Annotated in this window: 14 protein-coding genes; 9 read left to right on the forward strand and 5 right to left on the reverse strand. The window is 66.1% G+C overall.

What is annotated here, in order from left to right; translation table 11 throughout:
• Positions 1 to 210: 210 nt before the first annotated feature.
• On the reverse strand, positions 211 to 1,605 hold the full coding sequence (locus R5W23_RS13260) for a DUF1570 domain-containing protein (protein WP_320686721.1): 1,395 nt from the start codon (positions 1,603 to 1,605) through the stop codon (positions 211 to 213).
• An 85-nt stretch (positions 1,606 to 1,690) separates the two neighbouring features.
• Here R5W23_RS13260 and R5W23_RS13265 point away from each other — a divergent pair, with 85 nt between their 5' ends.
• From R5W23_RS13265 to selB, 3 genes are all read left to right on the forward strand, one after another.
• Positions 1,691 to 2,317, forward strand: a complete 627-nt coding sequence (locus R5W23_RS13265; protein ID WP_320686722.1) for a UbiX family flavin prenyltransferase — start codon at positions 1,691 to 1,693, stop codon at positions 2,315 to 2,317.
• Positions 2,318 to 2,440: 123 nt separating this feature from the next.
• Positions 2,441 to 5,008 (forward strand): serine/threonine protein kinase, encoded by a 2,568-nt coding sequence (locus R5W23_RS13270; protein WP_320686723.1) that lies wholly within the window; start codon positions 2,441 to 2,443, stop codon positions 5,006 to 5,008.
• Positions 5,009 to 5,153: 145 nt separating this feature from the next.
• Complete coding sequence (gene selB, locus R5W23_RS13275; protein WP_320686724.1) at positions 5,154 to 7,073, forward strand: selenocysteine-specific translation elongation factor; 1,920 nt, start codon at positions 5,154 to 5,156, stop codon at positions 7,071 to 7,073.
• Between the two features lie 6 nt (positions 7,074 to 7,079).
• On the opposite strand, the gene R5W23_RS13280 is transcribed toward selB, so the two are convergent.
• The 3 genes from R5W23_RS13280 to R5W23_RS13290 form a co-directional block, all read right to left on the reverse strand.
• The gene (locus R5W23_RS13280) at positions 7,080 to 7,667 is read right to left on the reverse strand and encodes an RNA polymerase sigma factor (protein WP_320686725.1); all 588 of its coding nucleotides are present in this window, start codon (positions 7,665 to 7,667) and stop codon (positions 7,080 to 7,082) included.
• Positions 7,668 to 7,863: 196 nt separating this feature from the next.
• A complete protein-coding gene (locus tag R5W23_RS13285) occupies positions 7,864 to 8,298 on the reverse strand; it encodes an RNA recognition motif domain-containing protein (protein ID WP_320686726.1) in 435 nt (144 codons plus the stop codon).
• A 452-nt stretch (positions 8,299 to 8,750) separates the two neighbouring features.
• Positions 8,751 to 9,485, reverse strand: coding sequence for an SDR family oxidoreductase (locus tag R5W23_RS13290; protein ID WP_320686727.1), 735 nt, complete (start codon positions 9,483 to 9,485; stop codon positions 8,751 to 8,753).
• 148 nt (positions 9,486 to 9,633) lie between these two features.
• Here R5W23_RS13290 and prfB point away from each other — a divergent pair.
• The 5 genes from prfB (at position 9,634) to trmB (ending at position 13,707) form a co-directional block, all read left to right on the forward strand.
• Positions 9,634 to 10,753 (forward strand): peptide chain release factor 2 gene (gene prfB / locus R5W23_RS13295; RefSeq protein ID WP_261188807.1). Its coding sequence is split into 2 segments (ribosomal slippage): positions 9,634 to 9,702 and positions 9,704 to 10,753, totalling 1,119 coding nucleotides; the frame shifts between segments, so codons are not numbered across the junction.
• A 106-nt stretch (positions 10,754 to 10,859) separates the two neighbouring features.
• Positions 10,860 to 11,333 (forward strand): tRNA (adenosine(37)-N6)-threonylcarbamoyltransferase complex ATPase subunit type 1 TsaE, encoded by a 474-nt coding sequence (tsaE, locus tag R5W23_RS13300; protein ID WP_320686728.1) that lies wholly within the window; start codon positions 10,860 to 10,862, stop codon positions 11,331 to 11,333.
• Positions 11,334 to 11,446: 113 nt separating this feature from the next.
• Positions 11,447 to 12,397, forward strand: coding sequence for an HAD family hydrolase (locus R5W23_RS13305; RefSeq protein WP_320686729.1), 951 nt, complete (start codon positions 11,447 to 11,449; stop codon positions 12,395 to 12,397).
• Between the two features lie 46 nt (positions 12,398 to 12,443).
• Positions 12,444 to 12,953: a 3-hydroxyacyl-ACP dehydratase FabZ family protein gene (locus R5W23_RS13310; RefSeq protein ID WP_320686730.1), complete on the forward strand. Its 510-nt coding sequence runs from the start codon at positions 12,444 to 12,446 to the stop codon at positions 12,951 to 12,953.
• Complete coding sequence (trmB, locus tag R5W23_RS13315) at positions 12,946 to 13,707, forward strand: tRNA (guanosine(46)-N7)-methyltransferase TrmB (protein ID WP_320686731.1); 762 nt, start codon at positions 12,946 to 12,948, stop codon at positions 13,705 to 13,707. The genes R5W23_RS13310 and trmB overlap by 8 nt, the downstream gene beginning before the upstream one ends.
• A 28-nt stretch (positions 13,708 to 13,735) precedes the next feature.
• Here trmB and R5W23_RS13320 read toward each other — a convergent pair whose 3' ends face one another.
• Positions 13,736 to 14,155, reverse strand: a complete 420-nt coding sequence (locus R5W23_RS13320) for a hypothetical protein (protein ID WP_320686732.1) — start codon at positions 14,153 to 14,155, stop codon at positions 13,736 to 13,738.
• Positions 14,156 to 14,740: 585 nt separating this feature from the next.
• Between R5W23_RS13320 and R5W23_RS13325 the strand changes: the two genes are divergently transcribed.
• Complete coding sequence (locus R5W23_RS13325; RefSeq protein WP_320686733.1) at positions 14,741 to 16,012, forward strand: MFS transporter; 1,272 nt, start codon at positions 14,741 to 14,743, stop codon at positions 16,010 to 16,012.
• The last annotated feature ends 749 nt before the right edge of the window (positions 16,013 to 16,761 follow it).

Genomic DNA, 16,761 nt, shown 5'->3' on the forward strand with positions numbered 1-16,761 from the left:
TCGCGCCGCTGTAACGGGGGTTCTGCTCCGGAGGGCTCAGGGTGCGAAAGGTGTGGGCGCGGATCGAGGCGGTGCTGAGGGCGTCGGCCCCGGATCGGCTCGCGACCTCGCTGGCGGAGCGACGCCCAAGGTCATCGCCGACGCCGAAACCCGATTGGGTGTTACGCTGCCGGCCCCGGACAGCAACAGCGTAATTTCCTGCAACGGCCCTTATTTTGCCAGCGTCCCGTTCCGTTGGAGACGGGTCAGGTAGGTGTGCCAGTCCTTCTCGAACGCATCCAGGTTTTGACCCACGAGCGCTGCGAACGCCTGCTTCGGGTCGTCACCGCTGTTCACGGCCACGAGGTAATCGTTGAACGCTTTGGTACCGATCAGGCGGCGCTCGAACGTCAGGTAGTGGGCCAGCGCCCAGCACGACAGGTACGCCCGGTCGGACGCTGCTTTCTGGTCCGCGTGCGACGCCAGGAACGCATCGCGCCCGGTCACCAGGATGCTCGCGAGCGGCACGAGCGTACCGCCGTCCTTGCCCTTCAGCCAGTCCTTCGCGCGCTGGAGCCGCTCCTTATCCGGGTGGTCGGCGCGAAGTTCGCCGGCCTCGACCACCGCCGTCTCGAACACCTGGGCGAGCCCCTCGTTGAGCCACCGCGGGAGTTCGCCGGTCCCCTCCCCGGCCTTCACCTGGGCCGGCTTGAGCGGCGGGTACACGAACGTGGACACGTAGGCGTGGAACGCCTCGTGGTACAGGAGGGCGAACAGCAACTTCCCGGTCGCGGTGTCGAACTTGTAGCCGTTGTTGGCTTCCGCCACGAACACCCGCTTCCGCTCGACCTCGATCGCCCGGAGGTGCCGGCCCAGCTCGTCCCCCCGGTACAGTTTCCGCACGCCGGCTTCGTACCGGTCCAGCCCCGCGAGCTGCTGGGCGTGGTGGACGCGCGCCGACTGGAGTTCGTTCCCGAGCGTGGTCAGATCGCTGCCGCATAGCACCCGGTTACGGCTCGCATCGTAGACCGCCGGGTTCAGGACGTTGGCACCTCCCAGGATCGCGCGGTACTCCTCGTGATCGGTCGCGAGCATGATTTGCGTGGGGCGGGCGTTCTTCACGGTCGGCGGCAGGAACCGCGCGAAGGCGGTGTAAATCTGTTCGAGCCGCACCGCCGAGCGGCGGGTGAACTCCTCGGTCCCGGTGCTCACCAGTGTGAAGTAATCGGAGTCGTACAGCTTCGCCGCCCGGGGCTTCTCGGGCCAGTCCGCGGGGACCAGTTCGAGCGACTCCATCCGCCGCCGCTCCCCTTCCCCGCTCGGGTCGAGTTCCGCGAGCTTCTCCTTCAGGAACGATCGCTCCTGGTCGGTCATCTTCCGAACTCGGGCGATCTCGGCCTTGCTCAGGAAGCTGGTCAGCGTGACCGTCGGGCGGCCGGGCGGCCGGGACACCGACCGGAACTCGATCCCGTCGGGCAGTTCGTACAGGATCAGCCCTTCCAGCTTCGACCCGTTGGCGAGCGTGATCTCATCGAACGGCCACTTGGACAGTCCGGCGGTTGGCCCCTCCGGTTGTGCCACCGCAGAGCCGAGGGCGACGAGAACGAGGGTGACGGCGGCGCGCATGACTCCCCCCAACGGTGCGGACCCTGTTACTCATTGTGCGTCCGAAACGGTAGGATTGGAAGGGAGTTCGATACCGGAGGCGTTCATGGCCGCGTCGGACCTGATTGTGGCGTTCACGGGAGCGAGCGGGTCGCCTTACGGGCTGCGCCTGGTCGAAGTGCTGCTCCGCGCCGGTCGCACGGTTCACCTCACGATCAGCCCGGCGGCGGTCGAAGTGCTGGAAACCGAATCGGGCCGCACCATCGCTCTGGCCCCCGATGCGTTCGCCCCTGCGGCGCTGCTCGGCCCGCGCGGGGACGGGTTGGACCTGTCACGGCTCCGGTACCACCACTTCCGCGATTTCCGGGCCGGGATCGCGAGCGGCTCGTTCCTGACCGGCGGGATGGTGATTTGCCCGTGTAGCTTGGGAACGCTGGCCGCGGTCGCGCACGGTGTGTCCGAAAACCTGATCCACCGCGCCGCCGACGTTCATCTGAAAGAGCGCCGCAAGCTGGTGCTGGTGCCCCGCGAAACGCCCCTCGGGCTGATCGCACTGCGCAACATGGTCACGGTTACCGAGGCCGGGGCCGTCGTGCTGCCCGCGATGCCCGCGTTCTACACACGACCGGAGCGAATCGAAGACATGGTGGATTTTGTCGTCGGCCGGGTCTGCGACCAACTCGGCGTGGCGCACGGGTTGGTCCGCCGGTGGGGAGAAAAGGGGGACGATTAGTGGGCATTTTTCCTTTGCCAGTGTTTCCCCTCACACGGTACGTGTTTTTGTTCTATGCTGAATCGCCGCGCCCTCTGTTAGGGCGTTAAGTCGCCCGTTCCTTGCTCCGGAACCGACTGGCCTATGGCAGCCATCGCCCCAAGCTCTGTTGCCGATTTGCTGGCACTGGTCCGCAAGAGCGGCATTCTGTCTCCGGCGCGGGTCGCGGAGCTGCCGTCCCCCGATGCGCTCCCGACCGACCCGCAATCGGCCGCCGCGGTACTGGTCCAGCGCGGACTCCTCACCCAATTTCAAAGTTCCCAGCTGCTCGCCGGCCGCCACAAAGGGTTCCGAATCGGGCCGTATGTCATTCTCGACCTACTCGGGCGCGGCGGGATGGGCGCGGTGTACCTCGCCGACCGCCACGAGCTGCGGCGCAAGGCGGCAATCAAGATCCTGGCGCCGGTCAAGGGCGAGGGCGCGCAACTGTCGGTCGAACGGTTCCTGCGCGAGGGCCGGGCGGCCGGCGCATTGGACCACCCGAACATCGTCCGTGTGTTCGACGTGCTGAACTACCAGAACACCTACTGTCTGGTGATGGAGCACGTGGACGGCGAGACGCTTCAGCAGTACGTGGACCGCGAGGGCGCGATGCCCGTCGCGCTGGCGGCCGAGTGCGTGGCCCAGGCCGCGGCCGGGCTCCAGCACGCGCACGAGCGCGGGTTCATTCACCGCGACATCAAGCCCGGCAACCTCATTCGCAACCGCGAGGGCGTGGTGAAGGTGCTGGACATGGGACTGGCCCGGTCCGGCGACGAACAGGACAAACTCACCGAACTGCTCGACCGCGGCGCGGTGGTCGGGACCGCCGACTTCATCGCTCCCGAACAGGCCATCAACAGCCCGCACACCGACGGCCGCGCCGACATTTACAGCCTGGGCGCGACGCTCTACACGCTCCTGGCCGGCCGACCGCCGTTCGACGGCAACACCACCCAGAAGCTGATGCAGCATCAGCTCCGCGCCGCCGCGCCGCTCGCCACACTCCGCCCCGACCTGCCGCCGCAACTGACGGCGGTGGTGGCTCGAATGCTGGCGAAGAAACCGGCCGACCGGTACCAGAGCGGTGTGGAAGTCGTTGCGGCACTCGCACCGTGGACCGAGAACAGCGAGCGGGTCGCCGCGGCGCTGTCGCACACGTACCAGGGGAAGAGCGCTCCCGTTCTCGCGCGCGTGAGCCCCAGCAGCGCGGTTCTGGGGGCCGCGGGGGGCGGCGATCCGGCTTCGTCGAACATTGTCGATGACCCGTCCGGGGCGGCCGAGGGAACGGTCGAGCTGAGTGCCGGCGACACGATGCGCGAACGCCCCGCGCCCGCCCGGGCTCCGGGCAAATCGAAGCCGCGGCGGCGCCGACGGTTGGCCGTTGCGGCGCTCGTGGCAGGTCTTCTCGTGGCCGCAGGAGTCGCGGTCTGGCTGGGAACCGGTGGGGAGAAACCGTCGGACCGTGCCACCCGCTCGACGGCGCCCGCGTCTGAGGTTACCCCGAACGTTCCGCCGGCCCCGCAGCCCCGGCCGGAATCGGCGATGCCTCCGAGAACATCCCCGCCGATCGTAAAAACGACTCCTCCGGTAGCGGGTACGGAGCAGCTTCGCGCCGCGCTAAACCCCGCAGACCTCAAGCCCTTCGTGGAGCGCGTCGGGCTGAAGGTCGATCCGGTGGACCCGAACAAGAAAGCGCCGTTCCTCGTCGCACGGTCGGGCGACGGGACGCTGCCACCGGACTGGTCCGCGCGGTGCTGGAACAAGGACTCCGAAATGGAGCTGTTTACCACGGTCCACGACGCGCGACCGGCGATCGGGTTGCGGACCGCCAGCGGCCCGGGGTCGGCAATGCTCTTTAGCGCGCGGTTCGGCGCGCCATCGGCAGTTGTGCGGCTGAAACTTGAATACGCGGCTGCGGTGCGTGAGAAGGCGGTTGCGATAAAGTTCAAACCCGACGACGCGCGGCCGGCGTGGGAGGTGGTCCGGCCGGCCGTCGGTACCGGGTGGCGGACGGAGGAGCGGTTAATCGACCTCCGCGGCGCGAGCGGCGGGCTGCTCGAGTTCCACAACAGCGACCCCGCCGGAACGCTTTACCTCGGGAGCATCACGGTTGCGGAACCGAACCCGACCGAAACCGGTCACGAGTGGGTCAACTGGTCCGCCGACCTTCTGCCGGGCTTCGACATGACGAAGCGCGGACACATCACCACCTCAGGCACGGACCCGGATCTCAAGTTGAAGGGCGTCACTTTGGGTGCGTGGAAGCCCGACACCGTGAGCGCGTGGCGCGGCGGCACGATCGCGGGCGCTCGCACCATCGGGTTCACCAACTTGAGCGAACCGGTTTCGGCCCAAATCGCCTTCCGGCTCGAAGAGAAGGACGAGATGGGCTTGGCGTTCGCGAAGGGCGAGCACCTGCGGCTCGAGGTCACCTACCGCACCACCGGAACCGGGCACGGGGCCGCATACTTCCAGAACATCGACGACCGCAAATGGATCGGTCGCACGCTCCTCCCGAACTCGAACGGGACCTGGAAAACCGTCGAAGTGGTGGTGACTCGCGGCACGAGCCCGTTACGGTGTCAGGTGGACGCGCTCGCGGTCGGCGCCGAGAACCGGCTCCACATCCGTTCGGTTAAGCTCACCGGGTTCGCACCGCCCAACAACTGAAACCGCTCTGTGCGTTTACAGCTCTGCCGGGCGCGCGGATTCACGCGCGCAGCCTGTTTCGATTATGCGAGTGGCTCCCACGGCTCGTCCGCACCGCGTGCGCGGTAGAATACTCGTCCTCACCGGCCGACGGACGAACACGAACATGCGCGACCTGATCCTGGGCACCGCCGGACACATCGACCACGGCAAGACGTCACTGGTAAAAGCGCTCACCGGCATCGATTGCGACCGGCTCCCGGAAGAAAAGGCCCGCGGCATCACCATCGACATCGGGTTCGCGCACCTGGAGCTCGGGGCCGTCCGGCTCGGCATCGTTGACGTGCCCGGTCACGAGCGGTTCGTCAAAAACATGCTCGCAGGTGCCACCGGGATTGATCTCGCGCTGCTGGTCGTGGCCGCGGACGACTCGGTCATGCCGCAAACCCGCGAGCACCTCGAAATCCTCAAACTGCTCCGGGTGCGCTACGGGTTGATCGCGCTCACCAAGGCGGACCTCGTGGACGAAACCACGCGCGAGGTCGTCGGGCTGGAACTGCGGGAACTGGTTCAGGGCTCGTTCCTCGAGCACGCGCCGATTGTCCACACCTCCGCACACACCGGGCTCGGGATCGCGGAACTGCGGGCGGCGCTCGCCGGTTTGTGCGCCACGGTTCAGCAGCGCACCGGTGCCGAATGGCTGCGGCTGCCGATCGACCGCGCGTTCGTTGTTCAAGGGCACGGCACGGTCGTCACCGGTTCCATCGTGTCGGGTTCGGTAGCAACCGGCGACGAACTGGAGTGGCACAAGGGGGACGGCACCTCGGAACGGGTGCGGGTGCGTGGGCTGAACAACCACGGCCGCCCGGTGGAGGAGGTTCACCGCGGGCAGCGCGCCGCCGTGAACCTCGCGGGCGTGCCGCACGAGGCGGTGCGGCGCGGGCAGGAACTCGCCCGCCCCGGCTACCTCGCCGCGAGCAAGGTCGTGACCGTGCGGCTCACGGTTCCGGCCGACGGAACGCACGCGATCAAGCACCGGCTCCCGGTCCGGTTGCACGTCGGTACGGCGGAAGTAATGGCAACGGTCTCGCTCCTCGATTGCGACACCGTTCCCCCCGGTCAGTGGGGGCTCGCCCAACTGTTCCTCGAAGATCCGGTGACTGTCGTGTGGGGCCAACCGTTCGTCGTGCGCGACTCGTCGGCCGAGCGCACGCTCGGCGGCGGTCAGGTGCTTCAGCCGAGTGCCACCAAGGTGCGGCGGCGGCACACCGAGGCCATCGAGCAGATCGAGCGCTTGTGGTCGGACGCCCCCGAAACGCGAACCCTTGCGACGGCGTGGTTCGCGGGGTTCCACGGGTTCACCCCGGACGACCTCGTGCGTGCCGCGGGCGCGGAGCCCGAGCACGTGGGACCTTTGGTGAGCGGGCTGATTAGCGCCGGAAAGCTGATCCCGATCACGCTCGCGGCCAACCACACCCTCTTGGTTCACCCGGATCGCATCGCGGAACTCGAAACGCGCATCCTCGGCACTCTCGCCATGCTGCATGCCGATCACCCGCTCGTCACCAACCACGACCGGCAGAAAGTGCTCGCCCGGCTCGACTACGTCGGCGACGAGCAACTGCTCCAGGCGGTCACGGACCGCCTGATCCGCGCGAAAAAGGTCGTCGGAGATGCGCGACGCATCGCCCGTGCCGACTTCAAACCGAAGCTGAGCGTGAACCAGCGGAAGCTGAAAGACAAGATCGTGGACGCGCACACGGCGGGCGGGTTTACCCCACCAGAGCCGAAGGAGTTCGCGAACCAAGCCGGCGGTAACGCGGCGGCCCTCGGTGACATCTTCGAGGTCGCGTGCGCCGAGGGGTTCCTCGTGCGTATCACTTCCGAGTTCTATCTGTCCGCAGAAGCGGAAGCCGAGATGCGCCGGCGGGTGACGGAACGTTTGACGACCGGCCCCGGCGCAACGGTGGCCGAGATCCGGGATCTGCTCGGGACCACCCGAAAGTACGCGGTGCCGGTGTGCGAGTACCTCGATCGCATCGGCTTAACGAGGCGCGCAGGAGACCTGCGTGTCCTCGTGCGGTAGCCGCGGTCACGAACAGTCGTCGCCCACCAATTTGCGGAGGTGTTCACAGGCGCGCCGCCAGCGGCGCCGAACCGTCCGCTCGTCGACTCCGAACAGTTCCGCGATCTGCGCCTGTTTCCATCCGTGATAGAAAATCAGCCCGACAACCTCGCGCTCCTCAGAGGGGAGTTCGTCGACAGCCTGATGGAACCGGACCCAGAAATCCAAATCCGCCGGCACCTCGACCGCCGGTTCGTGCCGCGATCCTGTCACGCCCGCGAATTCGAACGACACGCACGGCTTGCTCTTACACCGCCGGGCCAGGTCGAGCAACTCGCGGCGAATGTGAACCGCCGCGAGGTTGAAGTAATCGCGCGTCGTTGCCGGGCGCATCGTGCGGAGCGAGCGCAGGAGCCGAACCATGCTGTTCTGAAGCACATCCCCAACGTCCGCAGAGGGGCGAACATTCGGAAACGCCCGAAACATCCGGCGGACCAAGCGTTCGAGCCGCTCCTTAGTGCAGTTTAGCAGTTCGTCGGCCGCCTCGCGTTCGCCGTTGCGCCAACGCTGAAGGCAATCGTTCAGGTGTGCCGTGTCGAACGTTGAGGTGGGCATGTACGGTTCCCATCGGATCGGTGCGTAAAAAAATGCTAACCGGCCGACCGGCGAGACGCCAGCATCCGCGTCCCGCATTTTCCACCTGCACGCCCCAGGTCAGGGGCAAAAGCGCTGCGCCTCTAAACCAAGTCGGGTCGTGGCGGCACTGCGCAAGCGGTGCCGCCACGACCCGATCCGAACAGTTCAGATATGGTTAGTAACGGTCACCACGACCGCCGCCGCCACCATAGCCGCCGCCGCCACCATAGCCGCCACCGCCGCCATACCCACCGCCACCACCTCGACGGCCACCGCCGCCACCGCCGCCGTACCCACCGCCACCACCGCCGTACCCGCCGCCGCCACCACCGTAGCCGCCGCCACCGCCGCCGCGGGGGCGCTCTTCACGGGGCTTAGCCTCGTTAACCGTGAGCCGCCGCCCCTGGTATTCCGCGTTGTTCAGAGCGGCAATCGCCTCGTCCGCCCCGCTGGACATCTCAACGAACCCGAACCCACGGCTCCGGCCGGTCTCACGATCGGAGACCACCTGAGTCTTGGTGACCGTGCCGTAGTTGCCGAACAGTTGCTCGAGATCGGCCTGCGTTGTCGTGAACGGCAGGTTGCCGACGTACAGATTCTTGCTCGCCATGTCATTCCCCCCCGACCGGGCTTCTTCACCGACCCGGTCGGGCACTCAACTGGACCGAGAGCGGCATCGCTCTCGGGAAGACGCGGAGAAACAGATCCACTGCCCGCACCAGCAGCCCGCCGCGAATGTGTAAGGTTGGATCGCAAGAGGACTGTTGAACGCGAGAGCGGCGTAGTGGAACGGGCCAACTCGACGAGCTTGGGAGCGTGCGCAAGGCAGTGATGAGCTGTCGCTAGGCTTCAAAGCCGATCCGCCGAAGGACCAAACCGCATACGCGAAGACCGGTTCCAAATCTTCCTCGCCGCCGGGGTCCGCCCCCTGCGGCTGATTTGACTATACATGCTCTCGAAAGAAAAAATAGGCTAAAAATCGCAACTTCTCTTCAGGCAGGGTGGCCACCTGACCGCTTTTCACCTAAGCGGCGCCCAACAGCACGCCCCCGGTCTTGCGCCTCACCAATACATCTGCACCGTCGGCTTTATAACGAGTTCGGGGATCGACACGCGAGGCGGCAACCCGGCCACAAACAGCACCGCCTCGGCCACGTCCTCGGGCTTCAGGATGACCGACCGCTGCTCCTCGGTGACCGGCCTGGGGCGGGCGGCCAGAATCGGCGTGTCGATCTCGCCCGGGTACACGTTGCTCACCCGCACGCCACTGTCCTTCTCCTCGTTCGACAGCACCAGTCCGAGCCCGCCCATGCCGAACTTTGCGGCGACGTAGGCCGCTCCGCCGAGCGGGTTCGCGCGCTTCCCGGCCACGCTCACCACGTTCACGATCACCCCGTCCTTGCGCTCGAGCATCTGCGGGAGGACGGCCTTGGTGCAGTAGAAGGCCCCGTCAAGGTTCGTGCGGATCATCATGTCCCACGACTCGGGCGTGAGTTCGCGGAGCGTGCGGTCTTTGATGTTGGTGCCGGCGTTGTTGACCAGCACGTCGACCCGGCCGAACGTCTGGGTCGCCAGCTCGATCAGCGCGGCGCACTGGTCCGGTTTGGTGACATCGGTCGGCGCCGTGACGAGCGCGCCGCCGGCGTTCAGCTCTTGGGCGACGGCGGCGAGTTTCGCCGCGTCGCGGCCGGCGATCACCACCTTGGCGCCTTCGCTCAGGAACAGCGCGGCCGTCGCCTTGCCGACCCCCGACCCGCCGCCCGTGACCACCGCGACCTTGTTTGCGAGCTTGCTCATGTGACGACCCGTTGTGAACCAGCGCCCGTGGTTTCAGCTCCCTCGGCGACTCGGCTGGCCTTCTGGCGCTGAACCCCGTTCGCTATGCTACTGTCTAACTCGACGTGCGGCCGTTGCGCCGCACGCAATACGGAAGGACGACCCCGCGATGAACCCGGACCTCCGCCGCCGGACCGATGAACTCTGCACCCGGCTCACCCAAGTGCGAGACTCTCTTTGACATCGCTGGCAAAACAGCGGTGCGGGACCAGCTCGAGGCCAAACAGGCCGAGGGCGACTTCTGGAACAATCCCGAGAAGGCCAAAAGCGTTATCGGCCAGTTGAAGGTCTGTAACGCGCTGCTCAAGCCCTACGAAGAGCTGACGGCCGCCGCAAACGACATCAAAGCGATGGCCGAGCTGGCCGAGGAGGACGCCGCGTTCGAGTCCGAGTTGGAGCCCGCGCTCCAGAAGGCCGAAACGCAGTACGAGGCGTTCGAGCTTCAAATCATGATGGGCGGGAAGCACGACTCGCGGTCCGCGATCGTGACGATCAAACCCGGGGCCGGCGGCACCGACGCGTGCGACTTCGCCGAGATGCTGTTCCGCGCGTACGGGCGGTGGGCGCAGCGGCACGGGTTTTCGATCGAGGACGAGGACATCGAGCCGAACCAGGAGGCCGGCGTCGCGAGCGTGTCGTTCAAGATCATCGGCCCCTACGCCTACGGCTACATGCAGTCGGAAATCGGCGTTCACCGGCTCGTGCGCATCAGCCCGTTCGGCGGCGGCGACACGCGCCAGACCTCGTTCGCGGCGATCGACGTGCTCCCCGAACTGCCCGACGACATCGAGATCGTCATCAAGGACACCGACTACGAGGTGCAAACCTTCAGCACCGGCGGGCCGGGCGGTCAGCACGTCAACAAGACGCAGTCGGGCGTGCGCCTCATCCACAAATCGGGCATCCGGGCCGAGTGCCGGATGGGCCGGAGCCAGCACAAGAACAAGGCCGAGGCGCTGAAGATGCTTCAGACCCGGCTCGAAGCCGTCGAAGAGCAGAAGCGGATGGGCGACGCGGTGAAGAGCTACGACGCCAAGGGCGAAATCGCGTTCGGCTCCCAAATCCGCAGTTACGTGCTCCAGCCGTACACGCTGGTCCGCGACGAGCGCGACGGCATCGACGTGAAGACGCCCGCCGTCAACGATGTCCTCGACGGCGACTTCGACCAGTTCATGCACGCCTACCTGCGACACAAGGCGGCCAAAAGCAACAAAGTGAAAGCGAAGTGACCAGCCCTGCTTGTCCGCAGATGGTGCCGGCGCTCACGGGCGCGAAACGAATTTCGCGCCCGTGAGCGCCGGCACCTTTCCGCACCTGCCGGCTGGCGCAACTCCCATGCCTCACACCCACACCATTGCCGACCTCGCGGCGACCGAAGCCTTCGGCCGGAAGCTCGGCACCCTTCTCTTCCCGGGTGCCGTGGTGGCACTGGTGGGTCAGATGGGCGCCGGCAAGACCCACCTCACGCGCGCGATCGCCGAGGGATTGTCGGTCAAGAACCCGGCCGCGGTGAACAGCCCCACGTTCGTGCTGATCCAGGAATACCCGGCCCGGTTGCCGATTTATCATTTCGACACGTACCGCCTCTCGGGGCCGACCGAGTTTGCCGAATTGGGGGCGGACGAGTACCTCCGTGGCGACGGCGTGTGCGTCATCGAGTGGGCCGACAAGGTCGAGACCGCGCTTCCGCGCGAGCACCTCCGCATCACCATTGAAATTGTGAGTGCGGACCGACGGCGGTTTCACCTTACTGCCTCCGGCGAGCGGCACAAGGCACTGTTGAACGAATTTGCGGAGCCGCCCGAGTAACGAACTCGCTGGGGGCACGGTTTGGCAACTTGCTTCCGCCGGCGCGGGCTGCTACGTTACGAACTTGACGCGCAACTCAACGACGGACCGCAACTTGCCGCCGGGGCCGGGTCATGCCGCTCACACTCGAGCAGTACGTCGAGAAGATCCACGACCGTCCGGACCTGCCGTGGCCACCGGCACCCAAGATCGACGCGCCCAAGGCCAAGCCGTCACTCACGGCGATGCCCGTCAAGTGCGTGTTCTGGACCGTGTACGGGACGCTCGTTTCGGTCCCCACGGGCGACATCCAGTTCGAGCACGAAAAGGATTTCATCACCGCGGCGGCGCTGGAGAAGGTGATCAAAGAGTTCAAGATGTGGAACTCGATGAGCCGAAAGCCCGGGGCGCCGTCGGAGTACATGCGGGAGCTGTTTAACAAGGCGCTCAGCACCCTCCGGCTCACCGGAGGAGGGGGCGAGAAGTTCCCCGAGGTTCAAACCGAACGCATCTGGGACGACATCGTTAAGAAGTTGCAGCAGAAAGAGTACACGTTCGACGCGATGCAATACGGAACGCTGGCGGAATACGTCAAGAAGATCGCGTACTTCTACCACGCCAGCATTCAAGGTGCCGGTGCGTACCCGGGCGCGGCCGACGCGCTGACACAACTCGCCGGCCGCGGGGTCGCCCAGGGGCTACTGGCGGACGGGCAGTGCTTCACCGCCGCACAACTCGAGCGGTGCGTGCGGCAGCAGAACCCCGACTTCGAGCTGCGCGCCGTCATCCCGCCCGCGATGCAGATCGTTTCGAGCGACCGGAAAGCCCGCAAGCCGTCGGACACACTGTTCAAGGCGGCGGCCGAACTGGCGGCGGGCCGCGGGTTCGTTCCCGCCCAAGTTCTGCACGTCGGATCGAACCTGGAGCGTGACATCGGCCCGGCGAAGCGCCACGGCTTCCGCACGGCCCTGTTCGCCGGCGACAAGACCAGCCTCACCGCGACCGGCGAACAGCTCAAAGACCCGGCCCTCCGCCCCGACGCGCTCGTGACCGAACTGCCGCAGGTGCTCGATCTCGTTGAGTGAACCGCAGGTCGCCCGCGACCGACCCAACCGCTGTCAAGGAGTGTTCATGTCCGCCGAAGGACCGGTGCTCGACCCGACCGCGTTCGACTTCTCTCGGCCCATCGCCTGGATCGAGGAGATCCGGGCCGTTAACCCGCACCGGTACGAGTTCGAGATGCTCACCGGGATCGTGCACGTTGATCCGTCGGCGCATGTCATTGTGGGCTTTAAGGACGCCACACCGGACGATTTCTGGACCCGCGGTCACATGCCCGGGTTCCCGCTGATGCCGGGCGTACTGATGTGCGAGGCGGCCGCGCAACTCTGTGGGTACTACTACGCAACGCAGAAAATCGGCGAGGCCGGTTCGCTGCTCGGCCTCGGCGGCGTGGACGAAGCCAAGTTCGTCCGCACCGTGCGCCCGGGCGAGCGGCTCGTGCTCGTCGGGACCGGGCTCCGCGTTCACCGGCGGCTCACGCGATTCTTGGTGAAGGGGTACGTTGGCGCCGAGCGCGCCTTTGAGGCCGTCATTACGGGTGTGCCGCTGGGCAAGATGGAGGAGCTTCGGGGTGCGTAAGCCGCGGCGTCTTTCGGCCGAAGAACTCGCGCCGTGGGTCTGGGAGTTGCCTCAAGAAGCCGGAGCGCGGACCGCGGGGCTCAAGGCCGCAGCGGCGGCCCTTCCCGCGGCGCCGGTCGCGCGCGAGCGCATCGACTGGCAGCAGTTTTATGGCAACACGAACCCGGTCGAAATCGAGGTGGGAACGGGCAAAGGGCTGTTCCTCCTGAACGCCTCGCTCGCGCGCCCGGGCACGAACTTCCTGGGCATCGAGATCGTCCGGAAGTACCAGCTCTACGCGGCCAGCCGCTACGCGGTCCGCAAGATCCCGAACGTCAAGACCGCGTGCGCCGACGCGAAACTCGTCCTCCGCGATTTCGTCGCGGCCGGAAGCGTTCAAGCCGTCCATGTCTACTTTCCGGACCCGTGGTGGAAGGCGCGACACAAGAAGCGCCGGGTATTCACACCAGAGTTCGCGGCCGACGCCGCTCGTGCCATCCGCGAAGGCGGTCGGTTGTACATCGCAACCGATGTGGGAGAGTACTTCGGAGTGATGACCGCAATCGTCGGTGCGATGCCCTGCTTCGAGCTGCGTCCCGCAGAGGAGCAGCTCGCCGCGCCACGAACGGACGCTGGCTTCGCCACCAATTTCGAGAGGAAGGCACTCGAGAAAGGCGGAGGAGTCTGGCGTGCGGTCTATGAACGCACCAGCGCACCGGTGACGGTGGCCGCCGACCCGACTGAAGCGGAAAGCGAAGGCGCGAGCAGCGAGTAGCCGCCCGCGCCCGCTTAGCCGGCGCGGTTTACTTTACGTTTGCGATGCTCGCCGCGGCACCGGCGACGACCTGAATGGCGGAAGCCGAACAGGCCTCATCGCAGCAGCCTTTGATCTCGCGCGGCTTCGCGGCCGCGCGAACGCTCTCCGCGGTGCAGCAGGCGGCTTGCACGAGGCAGCACTCGTCCTTGCCTGCGCAGCAAGCCGAAGCGGTCGCCTTCGGCTGACTGCTGACGCCCGCCACGATCGCGCAGCAGGCTTCGACGGTCTCGCAGCACTCCTCCTTCGCCACACAGCAGTCTGCTACGGCCTGTTCCTTTGCACAGCAGCCGCCGCTCTTCGCGACCGGAGCGCCGCACGTGGACGTTGAGCAGTTGGAAGAGGAGTAAAAGTACACCCCGCCAGCAACAGCCATCAGGCCCGCCGTGATGATGGCAAACAGTTTCATGTCACAGTTCCAGTGATGTGCAGTTGAGTGAACGCGAACAGGGTCAGTGCCGGACAACCCGGCCAAGACGACACAGCTTATCCCAATTCGGGTCGTTGTGACCACGAAATTCTGTCTAACAGAGCAAAACGTGGTGTTCGGAGAGTGCGGAAAAGCGAGCATCGGCACCGCCAACCGAAGGCCGTTCACCGGTTTGGGGAAGAACTCGTCACCGGAAGGACGGCAAGACGAATCACTGATATCTCAAGTATAGCGCGTTGCACGAACCGAAAGCGGATTGCCCTCGACCACCCATGTTGCCTCATCCGGTGGTCGGTACGCCGTCCCCGACTCCTGCTGACGAGAGCGGCTTCTATATCTTGGGCGGCGACGGCTCGCAGCTCAACCCCGCACCAGACGCACACAGCGGGTTCGTCGTAACGGTGCTCCGATACGACAACGCAAGCGCCGAGTGGCTCACAGCGGATCAACCCCTCACCCCGCGCGTTACTGTTCGCCGGGGTGAAGGTTGGGTGATAACGAGCGGCGAGGTACGCTCGCCCGCTGTCTGGCTCTTTAAACCCGGCAAGAAGGAGTAGTCCCACCGTGTCGCTCCTCTCCCCCGCCCCCGCGCTCGCTCGCACGGCATGGTTGACGGTCGGGCTGTTGTGGCCGGTCGCGCTGCTCAACTACCTCGACCGGCAAATGCTCGCGTCGATGAAGTTCTCGGTCATGGCCGACGTACCCGACATCGCCACCCAGGAGAACTGGGGCTTCATGCTCGGGCAGTTCAAGTGGGTGTACGCGTTCCTCAGTCCGGTCGGCGGCTTCGTGGCGGACCGGTTCAGCCGCCGGTTCACCATCTGCGGCAGCCTGTTCGTGTGGTCCGCCGTGACGTGGGCGACCGGGCACGTCACTTCGTTCAACGAACTCCTGGTCGCGCGCTCGCTGATGGGCATCAGCGAAGCCTTTTACATCCCAGCGGCGCTCGCCCTCATCGCCGACTTTCACACCCGCGGAACACGGTCTCGGGCGGTGGGCCTGCACCAGATGGCGATCTACTGCGGGGTCATCGCGGGCGGGTTCGGGGGCTACGTAGCGGACGCCCCCGACCTGGGCTGGCGGCTCGCGTTTACCGCCTGTGGCGTGTTCGGGATGCTGTACGCCGTTCCCCTCGTCCTCCTGCTCCGCGACGCGCCGCGACCGCCCGACGCCCCGATCGAGGCGAACCTCTCTCCGGTGCATGCAATTCAGGAACTGTTAACGAACGTCTCGTTCGTGCTTTTGGTGCTGTACTTCACGCTTCCGGCCCTGGCGGGGTGGGTGGTGCGGGACTGGATGCCCGCCATCCTCAAGGAGCAGTTCGGCATCGGTCAGGGGAAAGCGGGTGTCGCGGCTACGGTCTACTGGCAGGCGGCGGCGATCGGCGGAGCGTTCCTCGGTGGGTGGCTCGCGGACCACTGGATGCGGCGTACCGAGCGCGGGCGGATCAACGTCAGTGCAATCGGCATGTGTCTCATCATCCCGGCGATGTTCGGCGTCGGGAACGCCGACACGCTCGGCGTGGCGGTCGCGTTCCTGGTGCTGTTCGGGCTCGGGTGGGGGTTCTTCGACTGCAACAACATGCCGATCCTGTGCCAGATTGTTCGACCGGAACTGCGCGCCACCGGGTACGGCATCATGAACCTCGTCAGCATCAGTTGCGGGGGACTCGCAGATTGGGGGTTCGGTGTGCTCCGCGACCGGAACACGCCGCTGAACGTCATCTTCGGCGTGTTCGCCAGCGCGGCGGTGGTTTCCGTCGGTCTCGTCCTCCTCATCCGGCCGATGGCAGAAGGCGCATCTGCGCCGCGCGCCGCAGACAACGAGAGCTGGTAACCGCGCTGCGGCACGCAGCTTCTGTCCCTTTCCCGACCGCTACCGGTTCACGCGAGACGTATTAACTCGGCCGCGGGCACCGGTATTGCTTCTTAGTGAGTCGCGTTTGTGGGGAATAATGTCCCCGGAACGCTGTGGCTCACCGGGAGGGACTCTCCATGAAACTGCTCCTCATGTTCGCGTGCTCGGTCCTTGTCGGGTGTGGTGTGATTTTCGGGTTGGTAAACGGAATCGTGCCGCACCTCGTTACCCCTCAGTTCTTCCCGAACGCCCACGCTGCTACGGCCTCGGAGAGCGGTTCCCAAGTCGCTGCGGGCGAAGCGACAAGAACCGCTGCTGAAGAGACGCGCGGCGCCCTTGTGGCCGGCAGTCGCTAACAACGAGAGTCGGCGCAAGTTGCCTGCGAGAGGGCGTTACTCACGCGACCCCCAATCGCAGGCAGCCAACGCCATGTGGACCCAAACTCTCGCACTCACCCTTCAAGCCGTAATCGCCGCGGGCATGTTGTTTCAGATCGTTGCGCTTGCCCGCTGCACCATCAAAATCGTCCGTAAAAGCCGGGCCTCCCAAACGTCGCCCCGATCGGCTGTTGCCTCCACCCGGACGGCAACGATTAACCGGGTGCCGGTGCGACGCCACCGGCGGCGGGACTATCGGATCGCTCTGCGAGCCGCCCGAGCGGCACTGGCGGCATAACTCCGGACGCGGCGCGCCGGTTGCTGTGGTAGCCTCCCGTTCCCGCCTGATAA

Source organism: Gemmata algarum (assembly GCF_034097035.1).
Taxonomy (GTDB): domain Bacteria; phylum Planctomycetota; class Planctomycetia; order Gemmatales; family Gemmataceae; genus Gemmata; species Gemmata algarum.